The organism is Mycolicibacterium moriokaense (assembly GCF_010726085.1).
GTDB lineage: Bacteria > Actinomycetota > Actinomycetes > Mycobacteriales > Mycobacteriaceae > Mycobacterium > Mycobacterium moriokaense.
The window spans coordinates 5,621,829-5,637,192 of record NZ_AP022560.1; the positions used below are offsets into that span (position 1 = coordinate 5,621,829).

Genomic DNA, 15,364 nt, shown 5'->3' on the forward strand with positions numbered 1-15,364 from the left:
ACTCCTCAGTGGTCGTGGTCGTGTGCGACGGGCAGGGCGTGGTCGTTGGCGTCGGTCAGCACAGGCGCCGTCAACAGTTCGTGGCGGTCGACGAGCTTCTCCAGTGTTGCGACCCAGTGGTCGTAGTACTCCCAGTCTCCGCGTTCGGATTCGGGCGTGTTCTCCCACTCGCCGATCGTCTCGATCAGCGTCTGCTGAAACTCACTCCACTGGTAGTGCCGGAACTCCGACAGTGCGAGCGCCAACCCGAATGCCCGGCGCTGCCATTCGTGATCGAACTGCGGCGCCGCCTGATCGGTGGTGCACGTGGCATGCAGCTTCATGATGCCTGCCCCGCCAACGCCACACCGATCATCGACTCGGTGGTCACCAGGTCCATCAGCATCTCGTCGGTGAAATCCTCAGTCCCCGCCGGCCTTTCGGGGATCACGAACCACCGCGAGTGACCGCTGGAGTCCCACACCTTGATCTCGGTGTCGGCGGGCAGATCCAGGCCCACCTCGGCGAGGACCTTCCGCGGTTCGCGGGCGGCGCGGGCGCGGAACGTCGGATCCTTGTACCAGTACGGCGGCAGACCCAGCACTGGCCACGGGAAGCACGAGCACAGCGTGCAGATCACCAGGTTGTGCACGCCGGGCGTGTTGGCAACGGCCTGCAGATGCTCACCCTCGGCGCCGGCCATCCCCTCAGGGAAGTCCAGTTCGGCGATGGCGGCCGGGGTGTCGACGACGATCTTCTCGGCGAATTCCGGGTCGGTCCAGGCCTTTACGACGATCTTCTTCCCGTTGAGCGGGGTCATCTCCGTCTCGAAGTAGGCGAGCACCTTGTCCACGGTCTGCGGGGTGATGACGCCCTTTTCGATCAGCAGCGACTCCAGCGCGGCGGCCTTCTTGGCGCTGGCTTCCTCGCGGTCGGGCGGATAGGCGAACTGTTCTGTCATTCCTTCTCCTCGATGGGTTCCAGATAGGCCTCGAAAAGCTCGGCGTACAGGGTCAACGGTCCGTCTTCGGCGCGAGGACCCCAGATCTCGGCCGGGTCGAACTCGACGATGTAGATCGGCATCGGGTCGCCGATGCCGTCGCCGGTGTGGCAGAAGTAGGCGTAGTCGCCTTCGAAGACGCGTTCCACCTTTCCGGTACGCCCGCGTAGGTACCCGGGCAGGCGGCTGTGCGCGTCGGCCGGGACATTGGTGATGCGCACCGTCGAGCCGACGGCGAACTTCGGGTGCGCGACGTCGCGGCGGGGACTGTCCCCCAGTCGCAGGTAGGAGATCACCTGGTCGTCGACCACCGGCTCGCCGGAACCTTCTGGCGCCGGCGGTGTTTCGGCGATGCGCTCGGCGAGCTCCTCCTCGGTGACATAGCCCTTGTCGATGAAGAACTGGGTGATGCCGCCGAGCCACTTCTCGTAGTAGCGGAACTTGAAATAGTCGAACGGGTTCATCGCCTCGGCGCCGGTGCGCAGGTCCGCCCACGTCCACTCGTCCTTGAAGGTGGTCGGCACCTCGTCGATCGGATACGCCGGCAGCGCCGAGCCGAGGTGGTTCGACAGCCCCATCATCGCGACGTGGATGCCGAAGATGCGCTTCTCCCACTCCTCGACGAAGACACGCTTTTCGAAGTTGAACTCAGGCAGGCCCTCAAGGCCGCCGAGATAGTGCTGCAGTTTCATCAGGCGGGGCTTCCTTCTGTTGATGGAGCGGTTTCCGGGTTCTTCGTCATCACGCTGGCGAGGTACTCCGAGAGCAATCCGAACGACGCCCCGAGGACGCACGCGACGGCGGCGACCAGACCCGGGTGGGAGATGGTCGTGACGGTGATGGTGTTGCCGGTGCCCGCGACCGTCGACACGGTGGACGCGAATCCGACGACGACGGCCGGGGTGGTCGCCAGCAGCGGCACCCAGGACGCCTGCACCATGACGGCGCTGCCGACACCGACGGCGATGGCGGTGACCAGCAGACTGCCGCCCATCAGGTGGGCGGCGAACAAGCTGGCCGACGCGATCACGACACCGACCAGGTTCGACGACAGCGATCGCACCCATCCGGCGACGCCGCCGCCCACGAAGAAGAACGATGCCCACGTCAGGAACACCACCCAGATCGGTACCGTGATGACTTCGGCGGTCAGCGCGACCGCGAGCCCACCGAGGACGCCTATGCTCAGCGTCAGAGCTGTTCGTGAATCCATGAAATGAGGTTCACGGCAGCAGGTTTCGGCCGAGTTACACTCAAATTTCTCTGCCCGGCAGGACCGGACACGATTCGTGCAAATCCGGACTTTGGCTTGCCCGCAACGTGGACGTAACAGTCGCGAGCTACTTTGTCGTCACTTCAGACGGGGGCACGAAAGGACAGCAGCCGATGTCCGACGGGAGCCGACCCCAACGGCAGCGCAGGACCATCGTGTTCGCGCTCTACGACAAGGTCACGCTGCAGGACGTCGCCGCGCCGCTGGAGATCTTCGCCCGCGCCAACGACTTCGGTGCGCGGTATGACGTGATACTCGCGTCGGTCGACGGAAAGCCAGTCAACACAACATCGTTCGTCACCCTCAACGTCGACCACTCGCTCGACGAGGTGCCGGACCGGATCGACACGCTGATCGTGCCGGGCGGTGTGCCCGCCGACTTCAACTTCACGCCCGGTGAGCACGACATCCCCGAGGAGCAGACGCCGGAGGTCGTGCCGTCGGCGTTGGAGATGGTGCGGGAGTTGGCGCCGCGGGCGCGCCGGGTGGCATCGGTGTGCACGGGCGCGTTCGTGCTCGCCGAGCTGGGCCTGCTCGACGGCCGTCGGGCGACCACGCACTGGGCGCACTGCCAGAAGCTCGAGCGGGAGTACCCGCAGGTCTCGGTGGACCCGGACTCGCTGTTCGTCCAGGACGGGCCGTTCATCACCGGTGCCGGGATCAGCGCGGGTATCGACCTGGGCCTGGCGCTGGTGGAGAGCGACTACGGGCCGGACGTGGCGCGGCGGGTCGCGCGGTGGATGGTGGTGTTCCTGCAGCGGCCGGGCGGGCAGGCGCAGTTCAGTGTGTGGACGGAGGCGGCGTCGCCGGTGTCGACGGGGCTGCGCGAGATCCTGGATGCGGTGGTGGCCGATCCCGGCGCTGACCACTCGATCGCGGCGATGGCGGATCGTGCCGCGGTGAGCGAGCGGCATCTGGTGCGCATGTTCCGCGTGCAGGTGGGGATGACACCGGCGCGGTTCGTCGAGCGGGCGCGGGTGGAGGCGGCCAAGGTGCTGCTGGCGACGGGCGATCACAGTCAGGAAGCGGTCGCGCGACGGGCCGGGTTCGGGTCCGCGGACACGATGCGACGCACGTTCCGCCGGGCACTGGGCGTCTCCCCCAGTTCGTATCGCAGGCGGTTCCGGACGACGGGCGTGGGAGCGCCGTCGTAGTTCGAGCGAGTGGCTGAGTCGTCACCCGCATCGCTATCCGACAGTCACAGGGAAAGTGCGAGTAACCCTCTGGATTTCGTGGATAGCGATGCCCACAACGGCCGCACAGCTGGGAATGGTCTACTAAACCCAGGCGTTGGCCTCGTTAAGGAGAGGTACACGCCCAGCGCCGACGCTCTGAGGTTGGTGCGCGACGATGACAAAGATGTAGCCGGAGGAACACAACGATGTGTGGAATTTTCGCCGCGATGACCCGCGACGGCCTGCCCAGCGACCGCTGCGATCAGGCCCTCAAGCTGCTCGAACATCGCGGCCCCGACGGCACCGGCACCTGGACGTCACGGGACGGGACATGGACGCTCGGGCACACCCGGTTGTCGATCATCGGCCTACGCCACGGCAGCCAACCGATGACCAGCCCCGACGGGGCCGTGCACGTCGTCGTCAACGGCGAGTTCTACGGCTACCGCGAACTCCGTGAGCAGCTGCGGTCCAGCGGCTATCGGTTCACCACCGACAGCGACAGCGAGATCGCGCTGCACCTCTACGACCAGCGCGGGATGCAGACGGCGACGCAGTTGCGCGGCGAGTTCGCGGTGGTCATCGCCGACGAACGCCAGCAGGCGATGTTCGCGATCCGCGACCGTTTCGGCGTCAAACCGCTCTACTACGCCGTGGTCAACGGCGACGTGTTCTTCGCCTCGGAGATCAAGGCGCTGCTGGCGCTCGGCGTGCCCGCGAAGTGGGACCTCGAGGGGGTCACCGGAGGCTTCGGCCGCTCGCACGAGAAGACCGAATTCGACGGCATCAGCACCGTCCCGCCGGGCTGCTACGCGATCGCCCGCGACGGCAACGTCCGCATCTACCCGTACTGGGACTGGGAGATGCCGACGGCCGAGGAGATGCAGGCCGACACCCGCAGCGAGGCCGAGGTCGTCGACGACTTCCGCGAAGCACTCCGCGATGCGGTAAAGCAGCGACTCGTCGCCGACGTCGAGGTGGCGTCGTATCTCAGTGGCGGCATCGACTCGTGCGCGGTGCTCGGTCTGGCGCAACAGGAGATGGACCGGCCGATCCGCGCGTTCACGCTCACCTTCGACAACGCGCTCTACGACGAGGCGAGCATCGCTGAGGCTCAGGCCAAGCGCGTCGGCGCCAGCTACCACCCCATCCCGATCACGGGCCGCGAGATCGCCGACTCGTTCGCCGACGCCGTCTGGCACGCCGAGACGCAGATGTTCAACGGCCACGGCGTAGCGAAGTTTCTGCTCAGCCGCGCCGTGCGCAACGCGGGCATCAAGGTGGTGTTCACCGGCGAGGGCGCCGACGAAATGCTCGGCGGCTACCCGTATTTCCGCGTCGACGCGGTAAACAATGACCCGACGATGACCCCCGAGCAGCGGGTCAAGCTGCTCGACGAGATGCTCGGCGCCAATGCGGCGACGCGGGCCTTGATGATGCCCGAGCGGGTGAGCAGCCCCGAGATGCAGGCAATAGAGCGCAGGCTCGGCTGGTTGCCCGCGACGCTGAATGTGGCTGCGAGCCAGGCGAATAGCATCGCCCCTTTCTTCCGCGACGACCTGCCGGCGTCCGTGCGCGAGTTTCAGCCGTTGGTGTCGGCGTTGGACCGGCTGCCGGTCGCGCAGCGAGTCGTGGGCCGCGACCGGTTGAATCAGATGCTGTATGTCAACGCCAAGACGGTGATGCCGAACTTCATCCTCAACTATCTGGCGGATCGGATGGAGATGGCGCACTCGATCGAGGGACGGGTGCCGTTCCTCGACCACCACGTCGCTGAAGCGGCGGCACGGGTGCCGGTCAGCATGAAGGTGAAGGGAATTCGGGAGAAGCATGTGCTGCGCGAGGCGGCGAAGGATGTGTTGATCCCCGAGGTGTACGACCGGCAGAAGCATCCGTTCACGACGCCACCGACGCGCAACCCGAACGACCCGATGCTGGAGTTCTACCGGGACACATTCGCGTCGCAGGCGGCCAAGGACCAGCCGATCTTCGACATGACGAGGGTGTCAGCGGCGCTGGACCAGCTGCTGGAGGTCCCGGCCGACCAACGCATCGCGGTGGAAGGCAATCTGCAGCGTGTCGCCAGCGTCGTGGTGATGCAGGACCTGTTCGACATGGCCTAAGAGCCGGGACCGGACAGGCAGGTTGCGCCTACTATGCGGAATGGCGTGACCATCGCCAACTCAGTGATTGCGACCAGCCCGGCCCTTCACGCTCGTCGTGTCTCCATCAGAGGTCCTGCGCGTTCAGACGTTCTCGGCCTCGATCGATGCATAGGCCTTGAAGTTGGTCAGGCCGAGACTTAAGTGGCAGGTCGATGGGGTTTAGGCGTCAGCCGAAATGATCGATATTTATATCAGGGCGCATCAGCAGCATGATGATTAAAATATCGCGCATTCTGCCCAATCCGGCGTATGCTCAATATATGGATCATGCGGTTGCGCTCGTCTACGACACTGTCGAGTTCGGCGAACAGATCCGCCGCGCCCGTCTGCAGAAGGGTCTCCAACAGGAAGAACTCGCCGACCGGCTTGGCGTGACTCGCATGACGGTTTCGCGGTTGGAACGCGGGCAGTCCGTCAGCGTCGACACGGCGCTGCGCGCGCTTTCTGAGTGCGGCTACGCCGTCGCAGTGGCGCCGAAATTCACTCGTGTGGCGGTACTCGATGGCAACTAGAGCGTTGGCGGTATGGCTGTATGGCGTCCATATCGCACGTCTCAGCGAGCCGAGCCCGTTCAGACTGCGGCTCGATTTCACCACAGACGCACTCGATACCTTCGGCGAAGGCAGTCGCGTGCTCTCGCTGGCATTGCCCATTTCCCAGCAGCCGGTACGTGATGCGAAAGCAAGGTCTTCGGGCTACCCGGTGACGGCATTCGTCGAAGGCCTTCTGCCAGAAGGCAATGTACGTCAACACATCGCCAGCCAGGCCGGCCTTCCGGTCACCGACACCATGGGATTGCTGGAACACGTTGGCGCGGAATGCGCAGGCGCCGTTCAGTTTCTGCCCGACGGAGATCCCCCCGACGTTGGACGCGTGCGAAGACTCTCGGATCAAGAAGTCACCGCTCTGGTCGCCGATCTTCCCACCTACCGCCTACCCGAAGGAACAACGCCGCAGGCGTCGCTGGCAGGCATTCAAGACAAGGTGCTGCTGGCCGCGCTGCCGGACGGCGGCTGGGCTTGGCCGGAGTCAGGCGCGCCGTCAACGCACATCATCAAGCCGGAACCGCTGACCGGCGCGTTGGAGCACTTGATCCAAACCGAGGACTGGGCGCTCCATGTGGCCGCACAGGCAGGCATCTCGGCAGCCGACTCGCGAATGGCGAAGTTCGACCGCCGTGATGCGATTGTCATTACCCGATATGACCGCAGCACGGCCGGTGAGCGCTTCCACCAGGAGGACTTCTGCCAGGCGCTCGGCCTGGACCCACAAGCGAAGTACGAAAGCACGGCCGAGTCGGACCGGCACGGATCTCGACTCAAGCGGGTCGCTCGCCTAGGCGCGCCCAGAGCGCACGATCCAGATAGGTTTCGGACCGCGCTGCTGGAAGCGGTGACGTTCAACGTCGCCATCGGCAATGGTGACGCGCACTCCAAGAACTATTCAGTGATGATCGATCGTGATGGAAGCGTAGCTCTCGCACCGATTTACGATGCCGCCCCGACGTTCTACCTGGATTCTCGATACAAGGGCACCGGCCACGTCATCAACGGGAAAACGTCGGTCGATTCGGTCGAAGCTACCGATCTTGTCGATGAGGCTGCGTCATGGGGCACCTCACATCGGCGGGCGCGCGCCACTGTTGAGTCAGTGATGGAGCGGATACGCACCGCCGTCGACCAAGTTCCGTTGCCACCCGGCGCAGAACGGGTCATGGCGAATCTCGACGAACTCTGGACGAAGCGGTCATGGCCGGCTGCACGCCCTAGCGTGTACCGCACCAAGAAGGCCAAGGCTCTTCGTCGATGACTGTTTAGCCCTGCACTGTCGGCCAGAAGAGGTCGAACAACCGCGCTTCCCACCCCGCCGCGACACGCCCCGTGCGGGCGCGCTCGGCGATGTGTGCCCCGACGATGGCGTCGATGAGCGTCTCGCCATCGACGTCGGTACGGAACGACCCGTCCGCTTTCGCCGCGTCGATCACCGACTCCAGCTCGGCCCGCTGTCGCCCGAGGATCCGGCGGAAGATCTTGCTGAACTCCGGGTCTTCGTCGGTGAGCATGGCCGCCAGGCCGCCGAAGCCGATGCCCACTTCGATGGTCTTGACGGCCTCGTGGATGAGCCACCGCAGTCGATCGGGCGCCTGCGCATCGGCGGCGAGGGGCTCGGGAGTGGCCACGCGCGACAGCGCCGCGGACAGCATGTCGCGGCGATCGCTGTGCCGGCGATAGATGGTGGTCTTGGCTATGCCCGAGCGCGCCGCCGCAGCCTCGATCGTCACCGATCTGGGGCCTTTGGTGCGTAGCAGCGCCAACGTGGCATCGGCGATGCCCTCATCGACATCCGGACGCTGCGCCATCGTTCCCTCCTCCGTCGCCGGGGAATACCGACGGCGGAAAAAACGCTACACTAAACGTAGCGCTACGATACGCGTAGCGTTTTGATAGTGGATGGATGGAGCTGATCGACGTGTTGAAGGCAGTGCGCAACGTATCCAGGACGTACGTGGCGTATGTGTGTCTATTGCTGACGTTCGTTGCGTTGGGGACGTTCGTCTACGCGTTGGCCGCCGAAAGCGCGGTGGCGGGAATCCTCGGTGCCGCCCTGATCGTGTTGATGGCCGCGACGGTTGTGGGGTTCCGCATCGGAGCCCGTACGCGGGCGGCGTCCAACGACAGCGGCATCGACATCCCTAGTGAGAACATCTGGGCGCGGCCGCTACGACGCGAGCAGATCAGCCGGTACATGGAGAACTACCGTGCCGTGCGTGACGGCCATGAGCGCATCCTTCAGGCGGTTGCTGTGCCAGTGGGTGCGCCCGCGAACCTGGAGGATCGACGGGCGGCCTGATGTTGGCGGTTCAGGTGACCGCGGCGCCGAGCTCCGCGTAGACCGCGGCCTCGAAGCCGAGGATCGTCTCGATCATCTTGCCGTCGAAGAACGGCAACAGCTGCGTCCCGATCACGGCGCCGATCCCCGCTTTGCGGTCGATCCAGAAGAAGGTGTTGAACAGACCCGACCAGTCGCCCGAGCCGGCCCTGCGCATGCCCGGCAGATCGATCGAGTACACGTGAAACCCGAGCCCCCACCCCTGAGGCACGGGGAGCAGCTCGACCGGGTTGGCCAGTTCGGGGACGGTGGGCACCAGCTTCGCCGGCAGTGGCACCCCGTCGAGGTGATCCTGCAACGCGAGCTCCACGGTCTCCTCGTTGAGGATGCGTGTGCCGTCGAGCTCGCCGCCGTTGACCCACGCACGCACGAAACGCCCGTAGTCGGCGATCGTCCCGTAGGAGCCGTGGCCGGCCGAGTCCCACTCCTGGTCGACCGACAGGTCGACCTCGGTCGGCGCCACGCTGCCATCCGGCAGCCGCGAGTAGACCGGCAGCGCCCGCGCGCGCTGCTCGTCCGTCGGGCTGAACGTGGAGTCGGTCATGCCGAGTGGGCCCCAAACGTTCTCGGCGAGATAGCCGCCCAGCGTCTGGCCGCTGACGGCCTCGACGATCTGGCCGACCCAGTCGGTGTTGACGCCGTACTCCCAGATGGTGCCGGGGTCGTGGACCAGCGGCGCGCTGATGCTCTGCTTCTTCCCGTCGAGCGGGGTGGGAAAGCCTTGTTCAGTGCAGTACTTGTACAGCTTCTCGTTGAGGAAGTGGTAGGCGCACCCGGCCGTGTGGTTCATCAGCTGGCGGACGGTCGCCTGCGTCTTGGGCGCGCGTAAGACCGGCTTGTCGCCGTCGAAGCCGTCGAGCACCTGGAGCTCGCCGAACTCGGGCACGATTGAGGCCGCTGGGGCGTCGAGGTCGATGCGGCCCTGCTCGACGAGCTGCAGCGCCGCGGTGGTCGCGACGGCCTTCGTCATCGACGCGTTGCGGAACATGGAGTCGGGCCGGGCATCCCCGGCCGCGCCCTCGTAGAGCACGCCGTCACGGCTGACGATTGTGGCGGCGATGCCATGCAGCGACCCGTCGGCCGTAACGCCGTTAAGTAGGTCGTCGATTCGCTCAAATCCCATGTCGCGCTCCTTCACTCTCCGAGATCATCGTTGCAGGGGGATCATCGCCGGCTGCGCGGCGTCATCAATTGATGACAGCTGCCGCCCCGCCTACAGCACCTTCGACAGAAACTCCTGCAGCCGTGGATGTTTGGGGTTGTCGAAGAGTTCGGCCGGCGGGGCGTCCTCGACGATCTTGCCGCCGTCCATGAACAGCACCCGGGAGGCGACTTCCCGCGCGAAGCCCATCTCGTGGGTGACGACGACCATCGTCATCCCACCCGCGGCGAGTGCACGCAGCACCTCGAGCACGTCACCGACCATCTCGGGGTCCAGCGCGCTGGTGGCCTCGTCGAACAACATGATCGACGGGTTCATCGCCAACGCTCTGGCGATCGCGACGCGCTGCTTCTGACCGCCCGACAACGTCGACGGCTTCACGTGCGCCTTCTCCTTGAGCCCCACCTGATCCAGAAGTTCGAGCGCCTTCTTCTCCGCGGCTGCCTTGTCCATCTTCTTCGTCAGCAGCGGCGCCATGGTGACGTTGTCGATCACGGTCATATGTGGGAAGAGGTTGAAGTGTTGGAACACCATGCCGATGTGCTGGCGGACCTTGTCGAGGTCGACCTTCTTGTCGGTCAGGTCGTACTCGTCGACCACAACCTTGCCTTCGGTGATGTCCTCCAGCTTGTTCAGGCACCGCAGGAACGTCGACTTACCCGATCCCGAAGGGCCGATGACGCAGACCACCTCGCCCTTGCTGATCGTCGTGTCAATACCGTTGAGAACGTTCAGTTCGCCGAACGACTTCTTGAGTCCCTCGATGCGGATCTTTACGGTGCCTTCGGGTTCGGCGGCCGCGGCCTCCGGTACTAGTTGCGTCATTACTTATTGATCCTCTTCTCGAGCCGATCCGAGAGTTTGGTCAGCGCCATGATGACAATGAAGTAGATGATGCCGATGATCAGCCACATCTGGAACGACTGGAAGTTGCGGGCGATGATGATCCGGCCCGTCTGGGTCAGCTCGGCGATGCCGATGACCGACAGGATCGAGGTGTCCTTCAGGGTGATGACGAACTGGTTGATGTACGACGGGATCATCGTCCGGATCGCCTGCGGCAGAATCACTTTGCGCATCGTTGGCAGATATCCGACACCCAGGCTGCGGGATGCCTCCATCTGACCCTTGTCGACGGACAGGATGCCGCCGCGCACGATCTCGGTCATGTACGCACCCGCGTTCAGCGACAGGGTGATGATGCCTGCGGTGAACGCCGACATCTCGAAGCTCAGCGCGGCGGGGATGCCGAAGTAGATGAAGAACGCCTGCACCAGAAGCGGTGTGCCACGGAAGATGTCGACGAAGGTGGTGCCGATCGCACGCAGCCAGATCGCCCGGGATACCCGCATCAGGCCGAAGATCACGCCGAGCACCAACGCGCACGCGATCGAGATGATCGTCAGGATGACGGTCATCTTCAGGCCTTCCATCAACAGCGGGAAGGTGCTCTTCAGCAGGCCGAAGAACGAGTTGTCTGCGGTTGCAGCGTCGCTGCCGAGATAGGTGTCGAGCACTTCCTGGTAGCGGCCGGACTCTTTGAGGTTCTTCAGGCCGGCGTTGAACTTGGACAGCAGTTCGGCGTTGCGGCCCTTGTTGACCGCGAACCCGTAGCTGGCCCCCTTCTCCTTCGGTGTCACCGTCTTCAGGCCGTTGCCCTGCTTGATGCCGTAGGCGAGGACCGGGTAGTCGTCGAAGACGGCGACGGAGTTGCCGGTCTTCACCTCGTCGTACATCGACGAGGAGTCGGCGAAGTACACGGTCTCGAAGCCGTACTTGTCCTTGATCGACTCGGCGAACGCCGCGCCTTCGGTGCCGTTCTTCACGGCCACGCGTTCGCCGGCAAGGTCTTCGTAACCCTTGATGTCGTCGTTGGTCGCCAGCACCGCCATCTGGACGCCGGACTCGAAATACGGGTCGGAGAAGTCGAACACCTTCTTGCGTTCGTCGGTGATGGACATGCCCGCGATGACGCCGTCGACCTGATTGGCTTGCACCGCTTGCAGTGCCGCGTCGAAGCCCAACGGTTTGATGTCGACCTCGAAGCCCTGGTCCTTGGCGATCTCGCGGATGAGGTCCATGTCGATACCGACGAAATTGCCCTGCTCGTCCTGGAATTCGAACGGGGCGAACGTCGTATCGGTGGCGATGACGTAAGCATCGTCGTCTTGCGCGTACGCGTTTGACGGGTTCAGCAGCCCGATACCGAGGAGCGCTATGAGGATCGCCGCAAGCAGGACCACCAATCGATGCGGGTCCCTTCTATCTCTCACACACGCGACTCGCATCGTTGCCCTCCCAGCGTCGGCTGTTTCCGACGCTAATGTTCCTGCGCTATCCGCGCTGCGAATCCGCAGGGATTGTTTCCGACGCAAGCGCAATTGAGGCATGCTCGACGCATGAAGACTCGGCACCTCGTGGTTGCGGCCGCGGTGATCCTCGCCGCGGCGGCGTGCGACAGCTCCTCCGAGCCGGCAGCAACCTCCGAGGCGGTGACGACGCCGCCGAGCGCCTCGACATCGGAAGCAGCTACCACGTCCGCCGCGCCGACCACGACGGCTGCCGCCTCTTCGGCGTGCACGGAGCTCAAGGGCACGGTGGGTGACGACAACCTCTGCACGGTCCACACCGAGACGCCCAACTACACGATCGACATGAGCTTCCCCATCGACTACCCGGACCAAGCCGCGATAGTCGACGTGCTGATCAAACAGCGCGACGGGTTCATCGCGCTGGTCGAGGAGCCGCCGGTGCGCGATGTGCCGAAGGCGCTCGATATCAAGTCGCAGACGTACCGGTCGGGAAGTCCGGCGTCCGGCACCGAGAGCCTGGTGTTCGAGGAGTACAGCAACTTCGGCGGCGCCCACCCGGTGACGAGCTACAACGCGTTGAACTTCGATCTCGGCAAGAAGGCGCCGATCACGTTCGAGACGTTGTTCAAGCCGGGGTCCGACCCCGTCGCGGTGCTCGATCCGCTGGTGAAGGCCGAGTTGACGAAGCAGTTGCCGGGGGCGCCCATCGACGACAATCCAATCGGCGCGGAGATGTACAAGAACTTCGCCCTGACCGATGACGCGGTGCTCTTCTTCATCAGCCAAGGCCAATGGACGATCTCGGCGGCCGGAGCGCAGAAGGTGTCGATACCCCGCAGCGAACTGGCGTCGATCTTGGCCTGACCTGGCTCGATTACTGCCAAAAGTCTCAATCTGCCTCGCAGCACGACGACAATGGCGGGTCGGAGGTCTCGCATGTACCCGAATCAGGTGGCCGCTGGCTTCGCCATCGTGGGCGTCGCGGTGTTGGCCTGCGTCAGCTCGGCGGGGATGGACGCGACTGCCGGTGCGTCGCCACCCGTCGTGATCGGCGAGCAGGATTCTCCGACGATCACCATCGAGCCGGCGCCCTCCGCACCATCATCGGACTTCTCCGGGGACACGGGAGCGTCGTCGTCCACGGATTCGGGTTCAGGCATACCGAGCACCGACTCATCTGTCGGTGGACCGGTCGCCGACTTGCCCGCTGGCGCGCCGCCGATCGATCCCGAGGCGACACCCGACCAGGGTGCCGACGCACCGCCGATTCCTGACGCCCTTCCACCTGGCGAGGGTCCGCCTGGCCCACCCGGTGGTCCGGCGCCGACCGCCCCGCCGGGGACCCCGCCCGATCCGGATGCCGGTGATGGCGGTAAACCACCCGATTGCCACCGGTTCTGGTGCCCGCACCCGCCCGTGCCGCCCATGCCGCCCGACCCGCCAGGATGGCCGTGGCCTGATCCGTTCTGGCCGAGCACATCCGACACGTGGGAGCCCGGTACGACGGTGGCCTTGCCGTCGCCGTGCGTGATCCCACCACCCCCGAATGCACCGTCGCCACAACCCATTCAATACGGCGGCCAGACGGTTGCGCCTGTCTTCGACGGGGGTTTGCAACAGTGGGGCTTCTGGTATCTCGGCAACTGGGTCCCCATGTTCGGACCCGATTGTCCGAAGCCGGCACCATGACCTAACCGACCTGGTCAGGCCGCGACCGCCGTGCTCGATTACGGATTTGTGGTCAGCAGCCAATACCATCGCGGTCGTCATGACCGACAACGCCCTGGCCGCTGCGCCGACCGCCGAACCCTCTCCACCTGGCCGGATAGCCGCGGAGGCGGGCCGGCGGCGGACGTTTGCCGTCATCAGCCATCCCGACGCCGGCAAGTCGACGCTAACCGAGGCGCTGGCGCTGCATGCCCGCGCGATCACCGAGGCGGGAGCGGTGCACGGCAAGGCGGGTCGTCGGTCGACGGTGTCGGACTGGATGGAGATGGAGAAGGCCAGGGGCATCTCGATCACGTCGACGGCGTTGCAGTTCCCGTACCGCGACTGCGTCGTCAACCTGCTCGACACCCCGGGTCACGCCGACTTCTCGGAGGACACCTACCGGGTGCTGACGGCGGTGGACTGCGCGGTGATGCTCATCGACGCGGCGAAAGGTCTTGAGCCGCAGACGTTGAAGCTGTTCCAGGTGTGTAAGCACCGCGGGATTCCGATCATCACGGTGATCAACAAGTGGGACCGGCCCGGGCGCCATGCCCTGGAACTGATCGACGAGATCCAGTCGCGGATCGGGCTGCGGCCCACTCCCCTGACGTGGCCGGTGGGTATCGCCGGGGATTTCAAGGGGGTGCTGGACCGCCGGTCCGGCAACTTCATTCGGTTCACGAGGACTGCGGGCGGGGCCACGGTGGCGCCCGAGGAGCACATCGCGGCTTGTGATGCTTCCGAGGCGGCGGGGGTTGATTGGGGAACCGCCGTCGAGGAGTCGGAGCTGTTGTCTGCGGACGGCGCCGACTACGACCGCGAGACGTTCTTGAGCGGTGAGGCGACCCCGACGCTGTTCACGTCGGCAGCGTTGAACTTCGGGGTGAATCAGCTGCTCGATGTGTTGGTCGATTTGGCGCCGTCGCCGAGTGGGGCGGTCGATGTCGACGGGGTGTTGCGCGCGGTCGAATCACCTTTCAGCGCTTTCGTTTTCAAGGTGCAGGCCGGGATGGATTCCGCGCATCGGGATCGGATCGCGTATGCGCGGGTGGTGTCGGGGACCTTCGAGCGCGGGGATGTGCTGACCCATGCGGCGACGGGTAAGCCGTTCGTGACAAAGTATGCGCAGTCCGTGTTCGGGCAGCAGCGTTCGACGTTGGACACGGCGTGGCCAGGTGATGTGATCGGGTTGGCCAACGCGGCGGCGCTGCGTCCGGGTGACACGTTGTATCTCGGTGAGCCGGTGCAGTATCCGCCGATTCCGAGCTTCTCGCCCGAGCATTTCGCGGTGGCTCGTGGGATGGATCCGAGTAAGCACAAGCAGTTTCGGCGTGGGATCGAGCAGTTGGAGCAGGAGGGCGTGGTGCAGGTGCTGCGCTCGGACCGGCGCGGGGAGCAGGCGCCGGTGCTGGCGGCGGTCGGGCCGATGCAGTTCGAGGTGGCAACGCATCGGATGGCGACGGAGTTCAGCTCGCCGATCTCGTTGGAGTCCTTGCCGTATCAGGTCGCGCGGATCGTGGACCCGGCCGACGTCGAGTTCATGAGCAAGCAGGTGTCCTCGGAAGTGCTGACGCGCACCGACGGCGTCATCCTCGTGCTGTTCTCCACGCCGTGGCGGCTGGAGGGCTTCCAGCGCGACAACCCCGACATCAAGCTGGGGTCGCTAGTGGCGGCGGAGGGATAGGTCCGAGCGCCTTGG

Annotated in this window: 16 protein-coding genes; 7 read left to right on the forward strand and 9 right to left on the reverse strand. The window is 65.0% G+C overall.

The window, feature by feature from the left end; all coding sequences use genetic code 11:
- Positions 1–5: 5 nt before the first annotated feature.
- From G6N43_RS27450 to G6N43_RS27465, 4 genes are read right to left on the reverse strand one after another with little or no spacing between them, the layout of a single operon-like run.
- A complete protein-coding gene (locus G6N43_RS27450) occupies positions 6–323 on the reverse strand; it encodes a nitrile hydratase accessory protein (protein WP_083157017.1) in 318 nt (105 codons plus the stop codon).
- Positions 320–940, reverse strand: a complete 621-nt coding sequence (nthA, locus tag G6N43_RS27455; protein WP_083157018.1) for a nitrile hydratase subunit alpha — start codon at positions 938–940, stop codon at positions 320–322. Before nthA ends, G6N43_RS27450 begins: the two co-directional genes overlap by 4 nt.
- Positions 937–1,671 carry a nitrile hydratase subunit beta gene (nthB, locus tag G6N43_RS27460; RefSeq protein WP_083157019.1) on the reverse strand — a complete coding sequence of 245 codons (735 nt, stop codon included), beginning with the start codon at positions 1,669–1,671 and terminating at the stop codon, positions 937–939. The genes nthA and nthB overlap by 4 nt, the downstream gene beginning before the upstream one ends.
- A complete protein-coding gene (locus G6N43_RS27465) occupies positions 1,671–2,192 on the reverse strand; it encodes a DUF1097 domain-containing protein (RefSeq protein ID WP_083157020.1) in 522 nt (173 codons plus the stop codon). The genes nthB and G6N43_RS27465 overlap by 1 nt, the downstream gene beginning before the upstream one ends.
- A 173-nt stretch (positions 2,193–2,365) precedes the next feature.
- On the opposite strand from G6N43_RS27465, the gene G6N43_RS27470 reads away from it, so the two are divergent.
- From G6N43_RS27470 to G6N43_RS27485, 4 genes are all read left to right on the forward strand, one after another.
- Positions 2,366–3,406, forward strand: coding sequence for a GlxA family transcriptional regulator (locus tag G6N43_RS27470; protein WP_110810535.1), 1,041 nt, complete (start codon positions 2,366–2,368; stop codon positions 3,404–3,406).
- 227 nt (positions 3,407–3,633) lie between these two features.
- Positions 3,634–5,550: an asparagine synthase (glutamine-hydrolyzing) gene (asnB, locus tag G6N43_RS27475; protein WP_083157021.1), complete on the forward strand. Its 1,917-nt coding sequence runs from the start codon at positions 3,634–3,636 to the stop codon at positions 5,548–5,550.
- 302 nt (positions 5,551–5,852) lie between these two features.
- Positions 5,853–6,104 (forward strand): type II toxin-antitoxin system RelB family anti-toxin, encoded by a 252-nt coding sequence (locus G6N43_RS27480; protein ID WP_083157022.1) that lies wholly within the window; start codon positions 5,853–5,855, stop codon positions 6,102–6,104.
- The gene (locus G6N43_RS27485; RefSeq protein WP_083157023.1) at positions 6,094–7,401 is read left to right on the forward strand and encodes a HipA domain-containing protein; all 1,308 of its coding nucleotides are present in this window, start codon (positions 6,094–6,096) and stop codon (positions 7,399–7,401) included. Before G6N43_RS27480 ends, G6N43_RS27485 begins: the two co-directional genes overlap by 11 nt.
- A 4-nt stretch (positions 7,402–7,405) precedes the next feature.
- Here G6N43_RS27485 and G6N43_RS27490 read toward each other — a convergent pair whose 3' ends face one another.
- Positions 7,406–7,951 (reverse strand): TetR/AcrR family transcriptional regulator, encoded by a 546-nt coding sequence (locus G6N43_RS27490; protein ID WP_083157024.1) that lies wholly within the window; start codon positions 7,949–7,951, stop codon positions 7,406–7,408.
- 95 nt (positions 7,952–8,046) lie between these two features.
- Here G6N43_RS27490 and G6N43_RS27495 point away from each other — a divergent pair, with 95 nt between their 5' ends.
- The gene (locus G6N43_RS27495) at positions 8,047–8,442 is read left to right on the forward strand and encodes a hypothetical protein (protein ID WP_179967936.1); all 396 of its coding nucleotides are present in this window, start codon (positions 8,047–8,049) and stop codon (positions 8,440–8,442) included.
- Between the two features lie 10 nt (positions 8,443–8,452).
- Here G6N43_RS27495 and G6N43_RS27500 read toward each other — a convergent pair whose 3' ends face one another.
- The 3 genes from G6N43_RS27500 to G6N43_RS27510 all read right to left on the reverse strand — a co-directional run bounded on the left by G6N43_RS27500 (position 8,453) and on the right by G6N43_RS27510 (position 11,931).
- Positions 8,453–9,604 carry a serine hydrolase domain-containing protein gene (locus G6N43_RS27500; protein ID WP_083157041.1) on the reverse strand — a complete coding sequence of 384 codons (1,152 nt, stop codon included), beginning with the start codon at positions 9,602–9,604 and terminating at the stop codon, positions 8,453–8,455.
- Positions 9,605–9,694: 90 nt separating this feature from the next.
- Complete coding sequence (locus G6N43_RS27505; RefSeq protein WP_083157025.1) at positions 9,695–10,468, reverse strand: amino acid ABC transporter ATP-binding protein; 774 nt, start codon at positions 10,466–10,468, stop codon at positions 9,695–9,697.
- Positions 10,468–11,931, reverse strand: coding sequence for an amino acid ABC transporter substrate-binding protein/permease (locus G6N43_RS27510; protein ID WP_083157026.1), 1,464 nt, complete (start codon positions 11,929–11,931; stop codon positions 10,468–10,470). The genes G6N43_RS27505 and G6N43_RS27510 overlap by 1 nt, the downstream gene beginning before the upstream one ends.
- 111 nt (positions 11,932–12,042) lie before the next feature.
- Between G6N43_RS27510 and G6N43_RS27515 the strand changes: the two genes are divergently transcribed.
- Entirely contained in the window at positions 12,043–12,819 is a 777-nt protein-coding gene (locus tag G6N43_RS27515) for an esterase (protein WP_083157027.1), read from the forward strand.
- A gap of 83 nt (positions 12,820–12,902) precedes the next feature.
- On the opposite strand, the gene G6N43_RS27520 is transcribed toward G6N43_RS27515, so the two are convergent.
- Complete coding sequence (locus G6N43_RS27520) at positions 12,903–13,523, reverse strand: hypothetical protein (protein WP_110810536.1); 621 nt, start codon at positions 13,521–13,523, stop codon at positions 12,903–12,905.
- A gap of 200 nt (positions 13,524–13,723) precedes the next feature.
- Between G6N43_RS27520 and G6N43_RS27525 the strand changes: the two genes are divergently transcribed.
- Entirely contained in the window at positions 13,724–15,349 is a 1,626-nt protein-coding gene (locus G6N43_RS27525) for a peptide chain release factor 3 (RefSeq protein WP_083157029.1), read from the forward strand.
- Positions 15,350–15,364: the final 15 nt, after the last annotated feature.